Origin of the sequence: Pseudidiomarina sp., assembly GCF_048268165.1 — a bacterium.
Classification (GTDB): domain Bacteria; phylum Pseudomonadota; class Gammaproteobacteria; order Enterobacterales; family Alteromonadaceae; genus Pseudidiomarina.
In genome coordinates, this window is record NZ_JBLWWA010000001.1 from 881,138 (window position 1) to 899,353 (window position 18,216).

An 18,216-nucleotide genomic window follows, 5' to 3' on the forward strand; every position below is an offset into this window, starting at 1 on the left:
GGCTAAAATAGCAGCCCTTTTTATGTGTGGTGTATTTAACGCAATTGAGCAAGTGAGCGCGAAGATTTATGAGTAAGAAGTTATACATTAAAACTTGGGGTTGTCAGATGAACGAGTATGACTCAGCTAAAATGGCTGATCTGCTTAAGGCAACTCATGGCTATGACGTCGCAGCTGAGCCTGAAGAGGCTGACTTGATCCTGCTCAACACCTGTTCCATTCGCGAAAAAGCGCAGGAAAAAGTCTTTCACCAACTGGGCCGTTGGAAAAACCTGAAAGATAAGAATCCAGACTTAGTTATTGGTGTGGGTGGTTGCGTTGCCTCACAAGAAGGCGATCATATTCGTGAACGTGCGCCATACGTTGATATCGTATTTGGTCCACAAACTTTGCACCGTTTGCCTGAAATGGTGAAGCAAGTGCAAACGAATCACACCCCAATGATTGATATTTCATTTCCAGAAATTGAAAAATTCGATCGTTTGCCTGAACCCAAAGCTGACGGCCCAACAGCCTTTGTCTCCATCATGGAAGGGTGCAGCAAATACTGTACGTTCTGTGTGGTGCCCTATACCCGTGGCGAGGAAGTTAGTCGCCCGGTCGACGACGTATTGTTTGAAATTGCGCAATTGGCCGAGCAAGGCGTACGTGAAGTGAATTTGTTGGGGCAAAACGTGAATGCATTCCGGGGTGATTACCACGACGGCAGCGTTTGCCGCTTCTCTGAATTGTTGCATATGATTGCTGCGATTGACGGCATCGACCGTATTCGCTACACCACTTCGCACCCGGTTGAATTTACCGACGATATCATTGAAGCGTATGCAACCATTCCTGAATTGGTCAGCCACTTGCACCTGCCGGTGCAAAGCGGTTCAGATCGTATTCTAGCCATGATGAAACGCGGCCACACTGCACTGGAATACAAGTCGCAAATTCGCAAGCTGAAAAAGATTCGTCCAGATATCGCCATGAGTTCAGACTTTATCATCGGCTTCCCTGGCGAGAGCGATGCTGACTTCGAAGCGACGATGAATTTAATCCAAGCGGTTGACTTTGATATGAGCTTTAGCTTCATTTACAGCGCGCGCCCCGGCACCCCGGCGGCTGACCTGCCTGATGACGTGAGTGAAGAAACCAAAAAGCAGCGTTTACAACTGCTGCAACAGCGCTTAAATCAACAATCACATGTACATGCGCGTCGTATGCTCGGCACTGAGCAACGTATTTTAGTTACCGGTCCATCGAAAAAAGACCCGATGGAGTTAAGCGGTCGTACTGAAAACAACCGTGTGGTGAACTTTGTCGGAACTCCGGACATGATCGGTAAATTTGTTGATGTAAAAGTCACCGACGTGTTTGTGAACTCATTACGCGGTGATGTGCTGCGCGTTGAGTCAGACATGGGCTTACGTGTTGATACCGCGCCACAAACTATTTTGGCGCGTCAATCACGTACACAGCCCGATGAGCTCGGTGTAACAACATTTGTTCCACCAGCAACCAATTAAAGCGAGGTAAATTTGAGTCCATCTGTTAGCACCATAGACATCGATTTAGAACCTGCAGATAACCGCCGCATTGCGGATTTATGTGGCGCTTTAGATGAAAATCTAAAGCACATCGAACGGCGCTTAGGCATTGAAATAAGCCATCGCCATAACGAGTTTCGTATTATCGGCCCCAGCCATACCGTTCAGGCTGGTGCTAAAATTTTACGCGATCTCTATGTCGAAACTGCGACAGTGAAAGGCGACGAGGGTAAAGTCACCCCGCAAATGGTGCATCTAGCGGTACAACAAGCAAAAGTGCTTGAACAGACACCAGCCGATGACCCCGCTGCTGAAAAAATGACTCACATTAAAACCAAACGTGGCTTAATTAAGCCACGCAATCACAATCAAGCTGAGTATGTTCGTGCCATTTTGACGCACGATGTTAATTTCGGTGTGGGCCCTGCCGGTACTGGTAAAACTTATCTTGCTGTTGCTTGCGCGGTTGATGCGCTTGAACGGCAAGAAATTCGACGGATATTACTAACCCGTCCCGCAGTAGAAGCTGGTGAAAAGCTGGGCTTCTTGCCCGGTGATTTAGCGCAAAAAGTAGACCCATACCTGCGCCCTTTGTATGACGCCTTGTTTGAGATGTTGGGCTTTGAAAAGGTTGAAAAGCTTATTGAACGCAATGTCATTGAAGTGGCACCGCTCGCTTATATGCGCGGCCGGACACTTAACGATGCATTTATTATCTTGGATGAAAGCCAAAATACGACCTGTGAACAAATGAAAATGTTCCTTACCCGTATCGGCTTTAATTCGCGCGCCGTGATTACTGGCGACATCACTCAAGTTGACCTACCGCGTGGGCAGAAGTCAGGTTTACGCCATGTTATTGAAGTGCTCAAAGACATCGATGCAATTAGTTTCACCTTCTTTCAGGCATCCGATGTTGTGCGTCACCCTGTAGTGCAACGCATTGTACAAGCCTACGAGGCGTTTGACGAAAAATCATGACAAACTTAACTGTTGATCTGCAACTTGCCTGTGAAGCAGACAATTTGCCCTCAGACGCTTCGTTTGAAGCCTGGATTGAGGCTGTACTGCACCATTTAAACTGCAGTACAGAAACCGAGCTTACGGTACGCGTTGTCGATGCCGAAGAAGGTTTAGCCTTGAATCATCAGTACCGCGGTAAAGCATACGCCACCAACGTATTGTCCTTCCCATTTGAAGCCCCCGTGCCCTTGCCGGTCAATTTGCTCGGCGACCTTGTCATTTGTGCAAGTGTTGTTGCCGATGAAGCCAAGGCTCAAAATAAGTCATTGGTCGCACACTGGGCGCATATGGTTGTACACGGAACCTTGCATTTGCTAGGTTATGACCATATTGAAAACGATGAAGCCGAGCACATGGAACAGCTCGAAAAAGATATTCTTGCAGCCTTAGGGTATGCTGACCCTTACGCTGATGACCACGCTGATGATCAGCATTAATTGGAGCAATAACAGCAAATGAGCGATGACAATCCACACTCTACCAACGGTTCTGCGCGTAAAACGTGGGCAACCAAACTGTTGCAACTTTTTACCGGAGAACCGAATAGCCGCGCAGAGTTAGTTGATTTAATCCAAGACGCTGAAGAACGCGATCTAATCGACAACGACACCAAAGAAATGATTGAAGGTGTACTCGATGTTGCCGAACTCAAGGTCCGCGATATCATGGTGCCACGTTCACAGATGGTCACTATCGATATCAATCAAAGCGTTGAATCATTTTTACCTATCGTGATTGACTCACAACATAGCCGCTATCCTGTTGTCAGTGAGAACAAAGACCACATTGAAGGCATCTTACTGGCGAAAGACTTGCTCGCTTACGGTTTCGGTATGACCGACCAAGAATTTGCCCTCGCCGATGTTATTCGTCCAGCGGTTATCGTTCCAGAGAGTAAACGCGTTGACGTGTTGCTCAAAGAGTTTCGCTCGCAACGTTACCATATGGCTATTGTGGTCGATGAGTATGGCGGTGTTTCTGGCCTGGTGACTATTGAAGACATCTTAGAAGAAATTGTCGGTGAGATTGAAGACGAAACCGATTACAACGAAGACAACAAAGCCGATATTCGCCGCATCAATAAGTCGCGTTATTCCGTAAAGGCCTTAACCACCATTGAAGACTTTAACGACTACTTCAACACAACTTTTGGTGATGAGGAATATGACACGATTGGTGGCATGGTTGCACATGGCTTCGGCCATTTACCTGAAGTGGGTGAAGAACTCACTTTGGGCAGTATTTTGTTCAAAATAACCGGTGCCGATAAGCGCCGCATTCAACAACTTCAGGTAACCATCACGGATACCAACAATGCTGCAGATGCCGACTAAATGAGGAACTATCGGGTCACCTCGCTACTACTCGGCGGTAGCTTGGTTTTTAGCTACGCACCGTTTCAACAAGCTTGGCTGGTGTTGCCGGTGTTATTTGGGCTGTTGCTGATTACCCGCAAAGCCTCTGCAGGCATGGCTTGGCGTATTGGATTTTACTTTGGCCTAGGCTGGTTTAGTGCGGGCCTAAGTTGGATTTATGTCAGCATCGACCAATTTGGCGGTTTACCCGTAGTCGCATCGCTTGCTGTGCTCATGGTGTTGTTCCTTTATTTGAGCTTATTCCCCGCATTAGCATTATTTTTGTGGAAGTATAGCGAGCGCTGGCTCGGTCACTTTGCGATAGCACTATTGCCACTAACTTGGTTAATCAGTGAGTCGATTCGTGGTTGGTTTCTTACCGGTTTTCCTTGGCTAGAACTAGGTTACACGCAAACTGACAGCTGGATAGGCAACTACGCGCCATGGTTAGGTGGTGTGGGCGTGACCGTAATGCTCTGGGCAATTGCGATTGCCTTGTTCGTGTGGTTTGACCGCAAACGAAAAGAGTTCGGCTTAATCGCCTTTGGGCTATTGATCATTCCGTTCACCCTACCCTGGGTTAGCACCATTGAGAAAACCGGTGAACAAGCCCGTGTTTTGTTGGTGCAAGGCAATATTGAACAGTCCATTAAATGGAATCCTGATCAGCATTGGCAATCGCTAATGACCTACCTCGACTTAAGCCGGCCGCATTATCTCAGCCACGATATTATTATCTGGCCCGAGTCAGCAGTAACCATGCCCGAGCCTTACACCGATGACGTGCTGAGTAATATTCACAATGCCTTGGTTGAAACCGACACCACCCTCATAACAGGCATCATTGATTATCAGCAGAATGAATACTTTAACACCATGATTGTGCTGGGTTTGGATGCACCATACCAACCGGTTGAACCCTATACACATGGCCATACCAACCGCTATCAGAAACATCAATTACTGCCTATCGGTGAGTTTGTACCATTTGAAGATTTATTGCGCCCTCTGGCGCCATTATTTGATTTACCGATGAGTTCGTTTTCACGGGGCGATTACCAACAGCCGAACTTGCGTGCGAAAGGGTTCCACTTAGCCGGTGCAATTTGCTACGAAATTGCTTTTCCCGACCAAGTACGAGCCAACGTATTACCGACCACTGACTATATTTTAACCGTCAGTAATGATACCTGGTTCGGTGCATCGCACGGCCCGGCGCAGCACATGCAAATTGCACGCATGCGGGCGCTAGAGCTTGGCCGCCCTTTGCTACGTGCCACCAACAATGGCATCAGTGCTGTTGTTGATGCCAATGGCCACGAAATTGCCCGCGCTCCGCAGTTTTCAGCAACATCTTTAAGCGCCCAAGTACCGGTTGTAACAGGACAAACAGCTTATCACCGCTATGGTTCTATCGGCGCTTGGCTGATTGCGCTTTTAATTGCATTAAGCAGTATTTTGGCTGCATTTCGGCATGGTCAAGCGCGCTCAAAATCAGTAAACTAACAGCATTCATCTCATATTAATTAACCACTGCATGGAGAGTCGCCATGGAAAACATCATTGCCGCGTTATTATTTGCCGTTTTAGTCGCTGCGGGTACCTTAGGTGTTACTAGCTTAGGCATGTTTGCGTTTCACCGTCATGAAAACCGTGACACCCAACAACGCGAGCGTCTTGAATACGCTTTCTTTGGTCTTTTTGGCGTCGTTGTGATGCTAATGATGTGGTACGCACTTTAATTTTTTAACCGAGCAGTTAAACGGAAAGCCAGATGTCAAAAAAAATAGCGGAACAATACGATCCATCCGTGGTTGAGCCAGCCGTTCAGCAGCGCTGGGAACGCGATCAGGTATTCACAGTTACCGAAGATCCAAACAAAGAAAAGTTCTATTGTTTGTCGATGTTCCCCTACCCAAGTGGAAAATTGCACATGGGTCACGTGCGCAATTACACCCTTGGTGACGTGGTTGCCCGCTATCACCGCATGCAAGGTAAAAACGTATTGCAGCCCATGGGTTGGGATGCTTTCGGGTTACCTGCAGAAAATGCGGCCATTCAGAATAAAACCGCACCGGCAAAGTGGACCTATCAAAACATTGACTACATGCGTAATCAGCTAAAGTCGCTAGGCTTTGGTTACGACTGGTCACGAGAATTGGCAACCTGTACGCCAGAGTATTACCGTTGGGAGCAATGGTTTTTCACTAAGCTATTTGAAAAAGGCTTGGTTTATAAGAAGAACGCCACGGTTAACTGGGACCCGATCGATCAAACCGTACTGGCCAATGAACAAGTTATTGACGGTCGCGGCTGGCGTTCTGGCGCGCTGGTTGAACAAAAAGAAATTCCGCAGTGGTTTATCAAAATTACCGACTACGCCGATGAGTTGTTAAACGACTTAGACCAGCTTGAAGGCTGGCCAGAACAAGTCAAAACCATGCAACGCAATTGGATTGGCCGCTCTGAAGGTGTCGAAATCGACTTTTCGATTGCGCAAAGTGATGCACAACTCACCGTGTACACCACCCGCCCAGACACGCTTTATGGCGTAACCTATATGGCCGTGGCTGCACAACATCCACTGGCTCAAAAAGCTGCCGCCTCAAATCCTGATTTAGCAGCCTTTATTGAGTCCATTAAAACCACCAAGATGGCAGAAGCTGATTTAGCAACCATCGAGAAAAAAGGTATGGACACCGGTGTTCGCGCCATTCACCCAATGACCGGCGAAGAAATTCCGGTGTGGGTAGCTAATTTTGTACTCATGGATTACGGCTCTGGTGCAGTTATGGCCGTTCCGGCGCATGACCAGCGCGACTGGGAATTTGCAACAACTTATAAGTTGCCCATTCAAGTCGTGATTGAAGCCGAGTCAGGCGACGAAGACATCAACAACGGTGCCATTGTTGCTAAAGGAACCACAGTAAACTCTGGTGACTACAATGGGTTAAGCAGCGACGCTGCGTTTGATGCAATAGCCACACATCTGGAACAACGCAATATTGGACGTCGTCAGGTCAACTACCGCCTGCGTGATTGGGGCGTTTCCCGTCAGCGTTATTGGGGTGCTCCAATTCCAATGTTGAACTTACCTAATGGCGAATCGGTACCTGTGCCGGAAGACCAATTGCCGGTGCTTCTGCCAGAAGACGTCGTCATGGATGGCACCAACTCACCGATCAAAGCTGATTTAGAATGGCGCAAAACCACCTATAATGGCATGCCGGCAGAGCATGAGACGGATACTTTTGATACCTTTATGGAATCATCCTGGTATTACGCACGCTATTGCAGCGCCAATCATCACGACGGTATGCTCAACCCAGAGCAAGCCAACTATTGGCTGCCTGTTGACCAGTATATCGGCGGTATCGAACATGCAATTTTGCACCTGTTGTACGCGCGTTTCTTCCATAAGCTTTTGCGCGACACCGGCTTAGTTAACTCAGATGAACCATTCAAGCGTCTACTCACGCAAGGCATGGTCTTAGCGGATAGTTACTTCCGCGAAGACGCGTCTGGAAAAATCACGTGGTATTCGCCGTTAGACGTCGACATTACGCGCGACGAAAAAGGCCGAATCAACCAAGCAATATTGCGAACAGATGGTCAGCCGGTACAACATGGCGGCATGACCAAAATGTCGAAGTCAAAGAATAACGGCATTGACCCGCAGGTAATGATTGATAAATATGGCGCCGACACCGTGCGTTTATTTATGATGTTCGCAGCCCCACCAGAAGCGACCCTGGAATGGGCTGATTCAGGTGTTGAAGGCGCACAACGCTTCTTGCGTCGGGTCTGGCGTTTAGTCGCGGACTACGCTGATGTTGCCGATAAGCCGCAAAGCTCGGCATGGGCCGATGTTAACGACGCACAGCAAGAGCTGCGCCGTGAAGTGCATCGCACCATTCAGAAAGTATCCGATGACATGGGTCGCCGTCAGCATTTCAACACGGCTATCGCGGCCATCATGGAACTGCTGAACCGCCTGCAAAAAGCGCCGCTAGCAACCGAACTTGACCGTGGCATTATGGCTGAAGCACTTGATGCTGTTGTGTTGATGTTGGCCCCAGTCACACCGCACTTAAGCGAAGCATTATGGCAAGCCTTAGGGCACGACAGTGATATTAACTTCGCAGCCTGGCCAGAATTTGATGAAGCAGCTATGGTTGAAACATCGGTATTGGTTGTAGTTCAGGTAAACGGCAAAGTGCGTAGTAAAATCACTGTGCCAGCCGATGCCACCCAAGAACTGGTTACCCAAGTTGCCATGGCAGATGAAAATGTACTGCGCTTTATAGAAGATAAAACAGTACGCAAACAAATATACGTGCCCGGCAAACTGTTTAATATCGTAGCGAACTAATTGATGACTAAACTATTGCACTACATCGGCCTTGTCATTTTAGCCACAGCCCTGAACGGCTGTGGTTTTCAGTTGCGTGACAACTACCAGTTACCGGCTGCAATGCAGGCCGTTTCAGTGCAAGCGCCAGCCTTTAGCGAATTTAGTCAGGTGCTCCAACGGCGCCTTAATTTGGCCGGCGCTCAACTGGTTGATAGTGCACAAGCTGGCGTGACCATCGAAGTTCTTAGCGATCAACTTGACCGACGCACCCTATCGCTCTCACAATCAGGCCAAGTTGCCGAATATGAGATGATTTATACGGTTAATTATCAGATCATTCAGCAGGATTCTGAGCCAAAAAAATTGCAAGTAGAAGTGTATCGGGATTACCAGGACGACCCTAATTTCGCATTAGCTAAAACCCGCGAACGGGAAGTCTTAATCCGTGAAATGCGTGACGACGCAGCACGACAACTGTTGCGCCAAACCATCGCCCAACTCAGCGAGTAGTAAGTAACCTATGCAACTTACGCCAGCACAGCTTAGCGCCCACTTAACCAACCACGGTTTGCCGGCCATTATGAGTGTGTTTGGCGATACCCCATTGTTGATTGATGACGCGCTGCAACAAATTCGCCGATTTGCGCGTGAGCAAGGCATTGATGAGCGCCAACGCTGGTTACAGGATAACCAATTTGATTGGCAGCAGTTAAACGACCAAAGCGCCAGTCTGAGTCTGTTTTCAACCCTTAAACTGGTCGAGTTAGAACTGCCCGAAGGGAAGCCCGGCCGCGAAGGCGGTGAAGCATTACGCAACTACGCGCAGGCTCCCACAGCAGACCAGATACTGATTATCATTGGCCCGAAGCTGAAGCAAGAACAACTCAAAGCTAAGTGGTACAAAGAATTGACGGCAGCTGGCCCCGTGGTCACTGCAAATAGCCCAGATCGCAGCGCCCTACCCCGATTTATTCAACAGCGCGCGCAACTGCATCAGGTACAACTTCAACCTGATGCAACACAGCTGTTGGCAGACTGGTTTGAAGGTAATTTATTAGCATTAGATCAAGAACTGCAAAAGCTTGCGCTTTCCGACTTACCACAACCGCTTAGCGTGGCCGATATTCAGCGTGCTGCCGAAGACCAAAGTCGATTCAATGTATTTGCACTGCAAGAAGCAATTGTGCAGGCCGATCTTGACACTGCCTTGCATCGCCTCGCTCGACTATTTGAAGACAGCGTCGAAGAAGCAATTCTCAATTGGATGTTACAACGGGAATGGCAATTGGTAAGCACCTTACAGAATGCCGATAATTATGCCGATGCCTGCCGCAAAAATGGTGTATGGCGAAATCAAGAAGCTGCCTATCGGAACTTCTGCCAACGCATGTCACCGGTGGCTATAAGCAAAGCTGCCCAGCTTTTGGCGCGAATGGAATACGCCTTTAAACGTGATTCCGGTGAGCATTACAGTACCTTGGCAACTCACCTTGTTACCCTTTATTGCCGCCCAGAGGCGGTTGGTGAGCTGCCCCAATGATGCGGGCAATACTTGGTGGCACCTTTGATCCGATTCACTGGGGTCATTTACGCCCGGCACTTGCTGTATCTGCTCACATTGAAGCGCAGCACTTGCATTTAATGCCCAGCGCACAACCGCCGCACCGCAGTTATCCTGGCGCCACGGCGGAACAACGCTTGGCAATGGCCGAACTGGCCGCCGGTGAATTAGTTAATTGCAGCGCTGAAGGCTGGGAGCTGCAACAGCAGCGTAAATCTTACACCCAACTTACGTTGCAACAACTGCATCAACGCTGGCCAAACGACACCTTAGTTTTTCTACTTGGCGAAGATGCCTTTGCCGGACTGCAAAGTTGGTTCAATTGGCAGCAATTACTCGACCATGCGCATTTTGTCGTGATGCGCCGTCCGCATGCGCAGAATACGTTTTCACCTGCATTGCAGCAATGGCTCGCACAGGTTCAGGTTGATACCGTGAGCGCCCTGCATCAACATACGCATGGCCATGTTTACCTTGCCGAAACACCGGCGGTGAACATCTCGGCAACCGCCATTCGTCAGGCCATACAAGCCAATCAACCGTGGCAACAATGGGTACCGCCTAGCGTGGCCGACTATATCCAAACAGAAGCGCTATATCGCTAGCTGCTTTTTACATCGCCTTCGTGGTAAACTACCGCGGTTTTCATTAAATTAGATTTTTGCCGTATAAATTGGAGCGTTGAACTCTTGCAAGCAGAACAATTACGCGATTTCGTTGTAGAAAAGTTAGAAGATCTTAAAGGCCGTGATATCAAAGTGATGGACGTGCGTGAACAAACTGATGTAGCTGAATACATGATCATCTGTTCAGGTAGCTCAAAAACGCATGTTCGCAGCTTAGCGAACTATGTTGCAGCTGAAGCGAAGCATCATGGTGTGCCGCCAATTGGCGTTGAAGGTCACGAACACTCAGAGTGGGTTTTGGTTGATTTGGCTGACGTGGTCGTTCACATCATGCAAGAGTCAATTCGAGACTTTTACGAGCTCGAAAAGCTTTGGGGACGCAAGTAATGCGGATCCAGCTGATAGCGGTTGGGCAGAAAATGCCCGATTGGATCAGCACCGGTTATCAAACCTATGCCAAACGTTTCCCCGCCGATTGCCAACTTGAACTGGTTGAAATCGCAGCGGGCAAGCGCGGCAAAAATGCAGATATTGCGCGTATCCTACGGCAAGAAGGTGAAGCCATGCTCGCCGCTGTTGGGAAAGGCGACAGAATTGTTACGCTTGAAGTAACCGGTAAAAGTTGGACTACCCCGCAACTGGCAGCGCGACTTGAACACTGGCTGATGGACGGGCGTGATATCAGTTTACTGGTGGGCGGCCCTGAAGGGCTTGCGCCGGAATGTGTCGCAGCTGCCGACGAGCGTTGGTCATTATCAGCACTCACTTTGCCTCACCCGATGGTACGGGTGGTCATTGCTGAAAGTTTATACCGTGCTTGGAGCGTCACCGCTAACCACCCATATCATCGCGAATAATATGAAGCATCGCCGCATAACCATCCGAGACCATCACGCTGAATCCGCGCTCTTTGGGCGTCGTGTTTTCGTAAGCTTGATTCTGGTCGTCATTGCTTTTGGTGTGTTGCTGACCAATATGTATCGCCTGCAAGTTGTTGATCACCAGAGCTTTCAAACGCGTTCCAATGACAATCGTATTAAAGTGGTTCCGCTGGCACCTAACCGTGGCATTATTTATGATCGTCATGGCCGTATTTTGGCTGAAAACAGGCCTGTTTTGAGTCTTGAGGTAACCCCAGAAAAAGTTAGCAACCTCGAACAAACACTGGCTGACTTGCAAACCTTACTTAACATCGATGCACAAACGTTACAGGCGTTTCATGATAACCGCCGCCGCGAACGTCGCTTTAATCAGGTGATTTTACTCGACCGCCTCAGTGAAGAACAAGCAGCACGTTTCGCCGTCCGCCAGCATGAGTTCCCTGGGGTCAGTATTGAAGCACGATTAGTACGCCATTACCCCTACGGCGATGCGATTACCCACGCCTTAGGTTATGTGGCAAAAATCAATCGCAATGACTTAATTAACCTAAACGAACAAAACCGACAGGCCAACTATGCAGCCACCCGTGTCATCGGTAAATTAGGTGTCGAGCGCTATTACGAAGAATTGTTGCACGGAACTATCGGTTACCAGCAGGTAGAAGTCGACATTCATGGCCGTGCCATTCGCACACTATCGATTGAACCGCCTGTGCCGGGCCAAGATCTCTACTTAGAGTTAGATGTTGAACTGCAGCAATTTGCCTATGATTTACTGGCTGACGACCGTGGTTCGATTATCCTGATGGATCCGCGTGATGGTGCGATTCGTGCGATGGTAAGTAAACCCAGTTACGATCCCAATTGGTTTGCTCAAGGTATCTCCTATGCGCAATATCAAAGCTTACTCAACTCACAACATTCGCCCTTGCTGAACCGCTCTACTCAAGGCGGTTATCCGCCAGCATCAACAATTAAACCGCAGCTTGCAATATTGGGGTTAGAACAAGGCACAATCACCCCAAAAACTCGTATATGGGACCCAGGTTGGTTTCAAATTGAAGGTGTCGACCACCGTTACCGTGACTGGCTAGCTTGGGGACACGGTTGGACCGATGTCACATCAGCCATTGTCGAGAGCTGTGATACTTTTTATTACGATCTTGCTTTGAAGCTCGGTATCGATGCGATTCATGATGATATGATTCGTTATGGTTTTGGTGAGCGTACCGGCATCGACATCGCAGAAGAATCGACGGCTGTGATGCCGTCACGCGGTTGGAAGCGCGCGCGTTTTAATCAACCTTGGTATGCCGGTGAAACCGTTTCTATAGGTATTGGTCAAAGCTATTGGACCACCACGCCAATTCAGTTGGCCGTGGGTACCGCAGTGGTTGCAAATAGAGGCGAACGCCCCGTGCCTAGGCTGTTGCACGCCTTGCAAGAAGGTGAAGTTGTCTTACCGGCGGTGGTCGAAAAACGTGAACCGGTCACCCTGAAACAGCCTGAAAACTGGGACGTCGTGTTAAATGCGCTAAATCTTACAGTCAGTTCTATTAAAGGAACTGCGCACCGAGCCTTCGCCGATGCAACCTATACCAGTGGTGGCAAAACCGGTACCGCGCAAGTGCGCAGCATCGGCCAAGAAGAAGAATATAACGCCGAAGAAATTGATGAACGTTATCGTGATAACGCCATGTACGTAGGTTACGCCCCGGCTGAAGAACCGGAGGTGGTGGTGGTGATTGCAGCGGAAAATACCATTGGCGGTGGCGGCAGCGTTGCCGCACCAATGGCCAGAAAACTACTGGACTTCTATTTCCAACTGGAGCGGGATGATGCAAAGCGCTGATCAAAAAAGTAAGTGGTTAACCCGCTTTCATATTGACGGTCCCCTGTTTGTTGGCCTGTTATTGTTGGCGGTTATTAGCGCAGCAACAGTTTATTCTGCCAGCGGCCAAGAATGGGCAATGACACAACGTCAAATTGTGCGTATCGGTATTGCCTTCGTCGGCATGTTGGTCATCGCACAAATACCTTTGGGCGCCATTGAGCGCTTCTCATTGCCGTTATTCGCCATTGGTGTGGTGCTGTTACTGGGTGTGCTGTTGTTTGGTGAGTCCAGCAAAGGTGCACAGCGCTGGTTAAATCTGGGTGTCGCGACCATTCAACCTTCCGAAATCATGAAACTGGCCGTTCCGATGGCCATCGCATGGTTTATTGCCGAGCACGGGATTCCCCCAACCAAGCGCCGTATGGCAGCAGCTTTCGTTCTGTTGATGGTGCCCACCTTAATGATTGCCAAACAGCCTGATCTAGGCACTTCACTGCTTATAGCTTGTTCAGGTATTTTTGTATTGTTCTTAGCGGGTATTAGTTGGCGGTTAATTACATTTTTTGCAGTCGCTATTGGTGCGTTCATTCCGATTCTTTGGACTTTTTTAATGCATGGCTATCAGCGTCAGCGCGTACTAACCTTTTTAGATCCTGAGCGGGATCCACTCGGAGCTGGCTATCAAATTATCCAGTCAAAAATTGCCATTGGCTCAGGTGGTATTGAGGGCAAAGGCTGGATGCAAGGTACACAATCTCAACTCGAATTTTTGCCTGAGCGCCATACGGATTTCATTTTCTCTGTGTTTAGCGAAGAATTCGGTTTAGTTGGTGTTATCGGGCTCTTTTTGGTTTATGGATTTATAATTTTCCGCGGCATGATTATTTCCATGCGTGCGCAACGTGTGTATCAGAAATTATTGGCTGGCAGCTTAACATTGACATTTTTTGTTTATGTTCTTGTAAATATCGGCATGGTTTCCGGCTTATTGCCGGTGGTTGGTGTACCCTTACCGTTAATCAGCTATGGCGGCACGTCAATGGTGACATTGCTAGCCGGGTTTGGTTTACTGATGGCTATAGCGACTAACCAACGCTTGGTTATGCATGATTAAAACATCACAGGAGTAATGCAATGAGTGGCTTCGTACCTTCACGACTAAGCATCGCCAAGACAATCATCGCACTATGCGGATTCGGGCTATTCACGCAAGCGGCTGTGGCCCAGGATGAAACGGCCAAAGAAACCGAACAATTTATTGATCAAATGGTCACCAAGCACGACTTTAAACGCGCTGAGGTTGAACAACTGCTCGCCCAGGCAGAGCGTAACGAGACCATTCTTGAAGCCATTGCCCGCCCTTGGGAAGCCAAACCATGGCACCAGTACTATCCTATTTTCTTGACGGAAAAACGCCTTAGTGCTGGACTCAAATTTTGGCAAGAACATGCAGATACGCTAGCACGCGCTGAGCAAACCTACGGTGTTCCTGCAGAAATCATTGTTGCCATCATTGGCGTCGAAACTTTTTACGGCGAATACCGTGGTAAATACAGTGTACTCGATGCGCTCTATACACTCGGCTTTCATTACCCGCCAAGGTCAAAGTTCTTTCGCTCTGAACTTGAACAATTTATGTTGCTTACGCGTGAAGAATCACTCCCTGCAACCGAGTTAATGGGCTCTTACGCCGGAGCCATGGGTTATGGCCAGTTCATTTCGTCGTCGTACCGGCACTATGCTGTCGATTTCGATGGTGATGAAGTTCGTGATTTATTAGGCAACCCCGTTGATGCAATTGGCAGTGTAGCCAACTATTTTGCGCGGCACGGCTGGAAACAAAACGCGCCTGTAGCACTCAAGCTGGCAACCACAGACACCCATGCCCAGTTGGTCAACAAAGGCCTAAAGCCTGAAGCGACGCTTGCTAATCTTTTGCAAGACGGTCTAGAATTACCCGAAGGCCATGCGTTGAGCGATGATATGCTTGGCAAAGTATTCGAATTTGAGCAGGTGGAAAATAATGAATACTGGCTGGGCTTGCATAATTTTTATGTGATCACGCGATATAACCACAGTCCGTTATATGCGATGGCGGTTTATCAATTCAGTCAACAATTACAACAAGCGCGCTAATTACTTATGGTTAGACTTCGTTTCGTTTTCATTATTTTGCTGATGAGCGTGCTTGGTGCATGCTCAACGGCCTCGAATTCACGTTATAGCCAGAAACATGACTCAATTCCAACCCGCTTACCTACTGCGAATGAATTAATTGAGCCAGAACCCACCTTCGAAGCGCCCAGTCGCCAAGGCAACCGCACCTACTCACTATTCGGTAATACCTGGCACATACTTGATGACGTGTCCGCATTTAGTCAAGAAGGCACAGCATCTTGGTATGGTGAAAAATTTCATGGCCATCTGACCTCCAATGGCGAAATTTATGACATGTATGCTATGAGTGCTGCACACAAAACACTGCCCCTACCAACCTACGTACGGGTCACCAACCTTGATAACAACAAATCGGTAGTGGTTCGTGTAAACGACCGCGGGCCCTTTCACGGCAACCGTATTATCGACCTTTCATACGTTGCGGCCTACAAGCTCGACATGCTGAATTCTGGTACCGCCCGGGTACGTGTTGACGCCCTGCAACCGAGCTCCAATAATGAGATGTTAGCGGTTACGCCACCACTGAAGCTGGACGACATTGAACAGTTTTATATTCAAGTTCATGCCGGTAGCGATGCCAAGCGCTTAAAGGCCGAGGCGCAACAATTACAAGATTTATACCAAGTTCCTGCAACTACTCAGCCAAACAATGGTCTATATCGTGTAGTTTTGGGGCCGTTCGCTGAACCACAAACAAATGAATTGCTGGAACAGTTGCGAAATGCAGGCTACCCCGATGCATTTCGGGTTGCGGTGCCCTAATCGCTGCGTTTTACCATTGATTGTGCTATATTCAGCACCCTTTTTTTCATCTAGAGCTAAACAAACCAGAGAATGAATACTATGCGTCGTGTACTCCGTCATTTTGTTCGCACAGTTGTCTTCACTGCGGCCGCTTTTACAGCTGTCGCACAAGCTGCAATTGTTCCCCCGGCACCATCAATCAATGCCAAAGGTTACATTCTGATTGATTACACCACCGGTCACGTCATTACTGCGGGTAATGAAGACGAATCATTAGCTCCTGCAAGTTTAACCAAAATGATGACCAGCTACATTATTGGTCGCGAGCTGCAGGCTGGCCGAATCAACAACGATGACTTAGTAACCATTAGCAAAAATGCTTGGGCAAAAAACTTCCCAGAATCATCAAAAATGTTTATCGAAGTTGGTAAAGAGGTCTCTGTCGCCGACTTGAATCGCGGTATTGTTATTTCATCAGGCAACGATGCCTGCGTAGCGATGGCAGAGCACATTGCTGGCAGCGAGGATGCATTCGCGGATTTAATGAATACCTATTCCGCTGAACTGGGTATGTCAAACTCCAGCTTTGCCAACAGTCATGGCCTCCCTGATCCGAATCAATACAGCTCACCACGTGATATGGCTACTTTGGCTCGCGCGTTAATTCGTGACGTGCCAGAAGAATATTCGTTGTACGCGGAAAAATCATTCACCTACAACAATATTAAACAATACAACCGCAACTCATTGTTGTGGGATCGCAGCATGAACGTGGACGGAATCAAAACTGGCCACACTAATGAAGCTGGCTACAGCCTTGTTTCATCTGCAACCGAAGGCGACACCCGTCTTATCGCCGTAGTTATGGGTACCTCAAGCGAGCAAGCCCGTAAAGTTGAAAGCAAGAAGCTGCTTAACTACGGCTTCCGGTATTACGAAACAGTTACCGCCTACCAAGCTGGCGAAAGTTTTGTTGATCATCGCATTTGGGGTGGTGAACAGGATACCGTACAGTTGGGTGTGACTGACGCTGTTGTCATTACGCTACCGAAAGGCCAGCGCAATAATCTGAAAGCCAACTTTGAACTCAATCAAACCCTTGAAGCCCCTATTGCAAAAGGTACCCAAGTAGGTACTGTTTATTTGCAGCTTGAAGGCGAGGACATTGCCAGTTATCCACTGGTCACGCTCTCCAGTGTTGAACAAGGCGGTATGTTTAAGCGCTTTATGGATTGGGCAAAACAACAATTCAGCGACGAATCGTAGGTCACCACTTGTATGACCACAACGGTTTATCTGAATGGCGAATGGCTCGCTAGTGAACAAGCAAAAGTCTCGGTCTTCGACCGAGGCTTTTTGTTTTCAGACGGCATTTATGAAGTTGTTCCGGTTTATCAAGGCCACCCTTTCCTACTCGAACTGCACCTACAACGACTGCATCGGTCACTTACAGAAATTGGCATTCAAGCACCCACCGAGCACTTTTGGAACACGCTGGTAGATGAATTGATACAACGCAATGCAGCTCATGATTGCTTGGTTTATATTCAGGTAACGATGGGCGCAGAGGCACAGCGATCACATTTACCTAGTAGCGAATTGAAGCCCACAATATTTGCCTGTGTGTCGCCATTACAGGTGCACTGGCAGGTACCCCAACCGGTGAAAGTAGCTGTGCTTGAAGACATTCGTTGGCAGCGCTGTGACATCAAAAGCATCAGTTTGCTGGGTAATATCATGTTAAAGCGCAAAGCCGCAGCGCAAGGTGCAATCGAACCACTCCTGCATCGTGATGGGCGTATTACTGAGGGCGCGTCGTGCAATTACTTCGCCGTACAGCAAGGTAAATTACTCACCCCACCCGCTGATCACTTGATTTTATCGGGCATCACCCGCACATGGGTATTGCACCTTGCGCAACAACTGCAGATTGAAACGGTTGAAGAACCGATTTATGTCAACCAACTGCACCACTTCGATGAATTGTTCCTTACCAGCTCAAGCCGCGAAGTGCAGCCGGTTGGTCAAATTGATGATATAATTGTTGGCAATGGTCAGTGCGGTGAAGTTACCGCGCGTTTAGCTGAAGCGTTTCACGCCAGCAAACGACACCTAATTCAGGAGTAAA

At 48.4% G+C, this 18,216-nt stretch carries 18 protein-coding genes; all 18 read left to right on the forward strand.

Annotated features, from left to right (window positions below; genetic code table 11):
- Positions 1–68 precede the first annotated feature (68 nt).
- The 18 genes from miaB to ACN0UY_RS04400 all read left to right on the forward strand — a co-directional run bounded on the left by miaB (position 69) and on the right by ACN0UY_RS04400 (position 18,215).
- A complete protein-coding gene (gene miaB / locus ACN0UY_RS04315) occupies positions 69–1,511 on the forward strand; it encodes a tRNA (N6-isopentenyl adenosine(37)-C2)-methylthiotransferase MiaB (RefSeq protein WP_417665518.1) in 1,443 nt (480 codons plus the stop codon).
- Between the two features lie 12 nt (positions 1,512–1,523).
- Positions 1,524–2,513, forward strand: coding sequence for a PhoH family protein (locus tag ACN0UY_RS04320; RefSeq protein ID WP_128351060.1), 990 nt, complete (start codon positions 1,524–1,526; stop codon positions 2,511–2,513).
- Entirely contained in the window at positions 2,510–2,992 is a 483-nt protein-coding gene (gene ybeY, locus ACN0UY_RS04325; protein WP_417665519.1) for an rRNA maturation RNase YbeY, read from the forward strand. The genes ACN0UY_RS04320 and ybeY overlap by 4 nt, the downstream gene beginning before the upstream one ends.
- An 18-nt stretch (positions 2,993–3,010) precedes the next feature.
- Complete coding sequence (gene corC, locus ACN0UY_RS04330; protein WP_128351062.1) at positions 3,011–3,889, forward strand: CNNM family magnesium/cobalt transport protein CorC; 879 nt, start codon at positions 3,011–3,013, stop codon at positions 3,887–3,889.
- Positions 3,890–5,416 (forward strand): apolipoprotein N-acyltransferase, encoded by a 1,527-nt coding sequence (gene lnt, locus ACN0UY_RS04335; RefSeq protein ID WP_417665520.1) that lies wholly within the window; start codon positions 3,890–3,892, stop codon positions 5,414–5,416. It begins immediately after the preceding gene.
- A 44-nt stretch (positions 5,417–5,460) separates the two neighbouring features.
- The gene (locus ACN0UY_RS04340; RefSeq protein WP_128351064.1) at positions 5,461–5,652 is read left to right on the forward strand and encodes a hypothetical protein; all 192 of its coding nucleotides are present in this window, start codon (positions 5,461–5,463) and stop codon (positions 5,650–5,652) included.
- A gap of 44 nt (positions 5,653–5,696) precedes the next feature.
- Complete coding sequence (gene leuS, locus ACN0UY_RS04345; RefSeq protein WP_417665912.1) at positions 5,697–8,282, forward strand: leucine--tRNA ligase; 2,586 nt, start codon at positions 5,697–5,699, stop codon at positions 8,280–8,282.
- 3 nt (positions 8,283–8,285) lie between these two features.
- Positions 8,286–8,774, forward strand: a complete 489-nt coding sequence (gene lptE, locus ACN0UY_RS04350) for an LPS assembly lipoprotein LptE (RefSeq protein WP_417665521.1) — start codon at positions 8,286–8,288, stop codon at positions 8,772–8,774.
- A gap of 10 nt (positions 8,775–8,784) precedes the next feature.
- Entirely contained in the window at positions 8,785–9,804 is a 1,020-nt protein-coding gene (gene holA, locus ACN0UY_RS04355; protein ID WP_417665522.1) for a DNA polymerase III subunit delta, read from the forward strand.
- Positions 9,801–10,430, forward strand: a complete 630-nt coding sequence (gene nadD / locus ACN0UY_RS04360) for a nicotinate-nucleotide adenylyltransferase (protein ID WP_417665523.1) — start codon at positions 9,801–9,803, stop codon at positions 10,428–10,430. The genes holA and nadD overlap by 4 nt, the downstream gene beginning before the upstream one ends.
- An 84-nt stretch (positions 10,431–10,514) precedes the next feature.
- Positions 10,515–10,838 (forward strand): ribosome silencing factor, encoded by a 324-nt coding sequence (gene rsfS, locus ACN0UY_RS04365; protein WP_128351069.1) that lies wholly within the window; start codon positions 10,515–10,517, stop codon positions 10,836–10,838.
- Entirely contained in the window at positions 10,838–11,308 is a 471-nt protein-coding gene (rlmH, locus tag ACN0UY_RS04370; RefSeq protein ID WP_417665524.1) for a 23S rRNA (pseudouridine(1915)-N(3))-methyltransferase RlmH, read from the forward strand. Before rsfS ends, rlmH begins: the two co-directional genes overlap by 1 nt.
- A 1-nt stretch (position 11,309) precedes the next feature.
- Complete coding sequence (mrdA, locus tag ACN0UY_RS04375; protein ID WP_417665525.1) at positions 11,310–13,184, forward strand: penicillin-binding protein 2; 1,875 nt, start codon at positions 11,310–11,312, stop codon at positions 13,182–13,184.
- A complete protein-coding gene (gene rodA, locus ACN0UY_RS04380) occupies positions 13,168–14,280 on the forward strand; it encodes a rod shape-determining protein RodA (protein ID WP_417665526.1) in 1,113 nt (370 codons plus the stop codon). Before mrdA ends, rodA begins: the two co-directional genes overlap by 17 nt.
- Positions 14,281–14,300: 20 nt before the next feature.
- Positions 14,301–15,302, forward strand: a complete 1,002-nt coding sequence (gene mltB, locus ACN0UY_RS04385; protein WP_417665527.1) for a lytic murein transglycosylase B — start codon at positions 14,301–14,303, stop codon at positions 15,300–15,302.
- A 6-nt stretch (positions 15,303–15,308) separates the two neighbouring features.
- Complete coding sequence (locus ACN0UY_RS04390) at positions 15,309–16,106, forward strand: septal ring lytic transglycosylase RlpA family protein (protein ID WP_417665528.1); 798 nt, start codon at positions 15,309–15,311, stop codon at positions 16,104–16,106.
- 72 nt (positions 16,107–16,178) lie between these two features.
- Positions 16,179–17,354, forward strand: coding sequence for a serine hydrolase (locus tag ACN0UY_RS04395; RefSeq protein WP_417665529.1), 1,176 nt, complete (start codon positions 16,179–16,181; stop codon positions 17,352–17,354).
- A 12-nt stretch (positions 17,355–17,366) separates the two neighbouring features.
- The gene (locus tag ACN0UY_RS04400; protein WP_417665530.1) at positions 17,367–18,215 is read left to right on the forward strand and encodes an aminotransferase class IV; all 849 of its coding nucleotides are present in this window, start codon (positions 17,367–17,369) and stop codon (positions 18,213–18,215) included.
- Position 18,216 lies beyond the last annotated feature (1 nt).

Excerpts from the sequence above, each read along its gene's own strand:
- ACN0UY_RS04390 (WP_417665528.1), top strand. The coding sequence starts at position 15,309 with ATGGTTAGACTTCGTTTCGTTTTCATTATTTTGCTGATGAGCGTGCTT.
- ybeY (WP_417665519.1), top strand. The coding sequence starts at position 2,510 with ATGACAAACTTAACTGTTGATCTGCAACTTGCCTGTGAAGCAGACAAT.
- rodA (WP_417665526.1), top strand. The coding sequence starts at position 13,168 with ATGATGCAAAGCGCTGATCAAAAAAGTAAGTGGTTAACCCGCTTTCAT.
- rlmH (WP_417665524.1), top strand. The coding sequence starts at position 10,838 with ATGCGGATCCAGCTGATAGCGGTTGGGCAGAAAATGCCCGATTGGATC.
- lptE (WP_417665521.1), top strand. The coding sequence starts at position 8,286 with ATGACTAAACTATTGCACTACATCGGCCTTGTCATTTTAGCCACAGCC.
- mrdA (WP_417665525.1), top strand. The coding sequence starts at position 11,310 with ATGAAGCATCGCCGCATAACCATCCGAGACCATCACGCTGAATCCGCG.
- lnt (WP_417665520.1), top strand. The coding sequence starts at position 3,890 with ATGAGGAACTATCGGGTCACCTCGCTACTACTCGGCGGTAGCTTGGTT.
- ACN0UY_RS04395 (WP_417665529.1), top strand. The coding sequence starts at position 16,179 with ATGAATACTATGCGTCGTGTACTCCGTCATTTTGTTCGCACAGTTGTC.
- miaB (WP_417665518.1), top strand. The coding sequence starts at position 69 with ATGAGTAAGAAGTTATACATTAAAACTTGGGGTTGTCAGATGAACGAG.
- ACN0UY_RS04400 (WP_417665530.1), top strand. The coding sequence starts at position 17,367 with ATGACCACAACGGTTTATCTGAATGGCGAATGGCTCGCTAGTGAACAA.
- mltB (WP_417665527.1), top strand. The coding sequence starts at position 14,301 with ATGAGTGGCTTCGTACCTTCACGACTAAGCATCGCCAAGACAATCATC.
- ACN0UY_RS04340 (WP_128351064.1), top strand. The coding sequence starts at position 5,461 with ATGGAAAACATCATTGCCGCGTTATTATTTGCCGTTTTAGTCGCTGCG.
- nadD (WP_417665523.1), top strand. The coding sequence starts at position 9,801 with ATGATGCGGGCAATACTTGGTGGCACCTTTGATCCGATTCACTGGGGT.
- corC (WP_128351062.1), top strand. The coding sequence starts at position 3,011 with ATGAGCGATGACAATCCACACTCTACCAACGGTTCTGCGCGTAAAACG.
- holA (WP_417665522.1), top strand. The coding sequence starts at position 8,785 with ATGCAACTTACGCCAGCACAGCTTAGCGCCCACTTAACCAACCACGGT.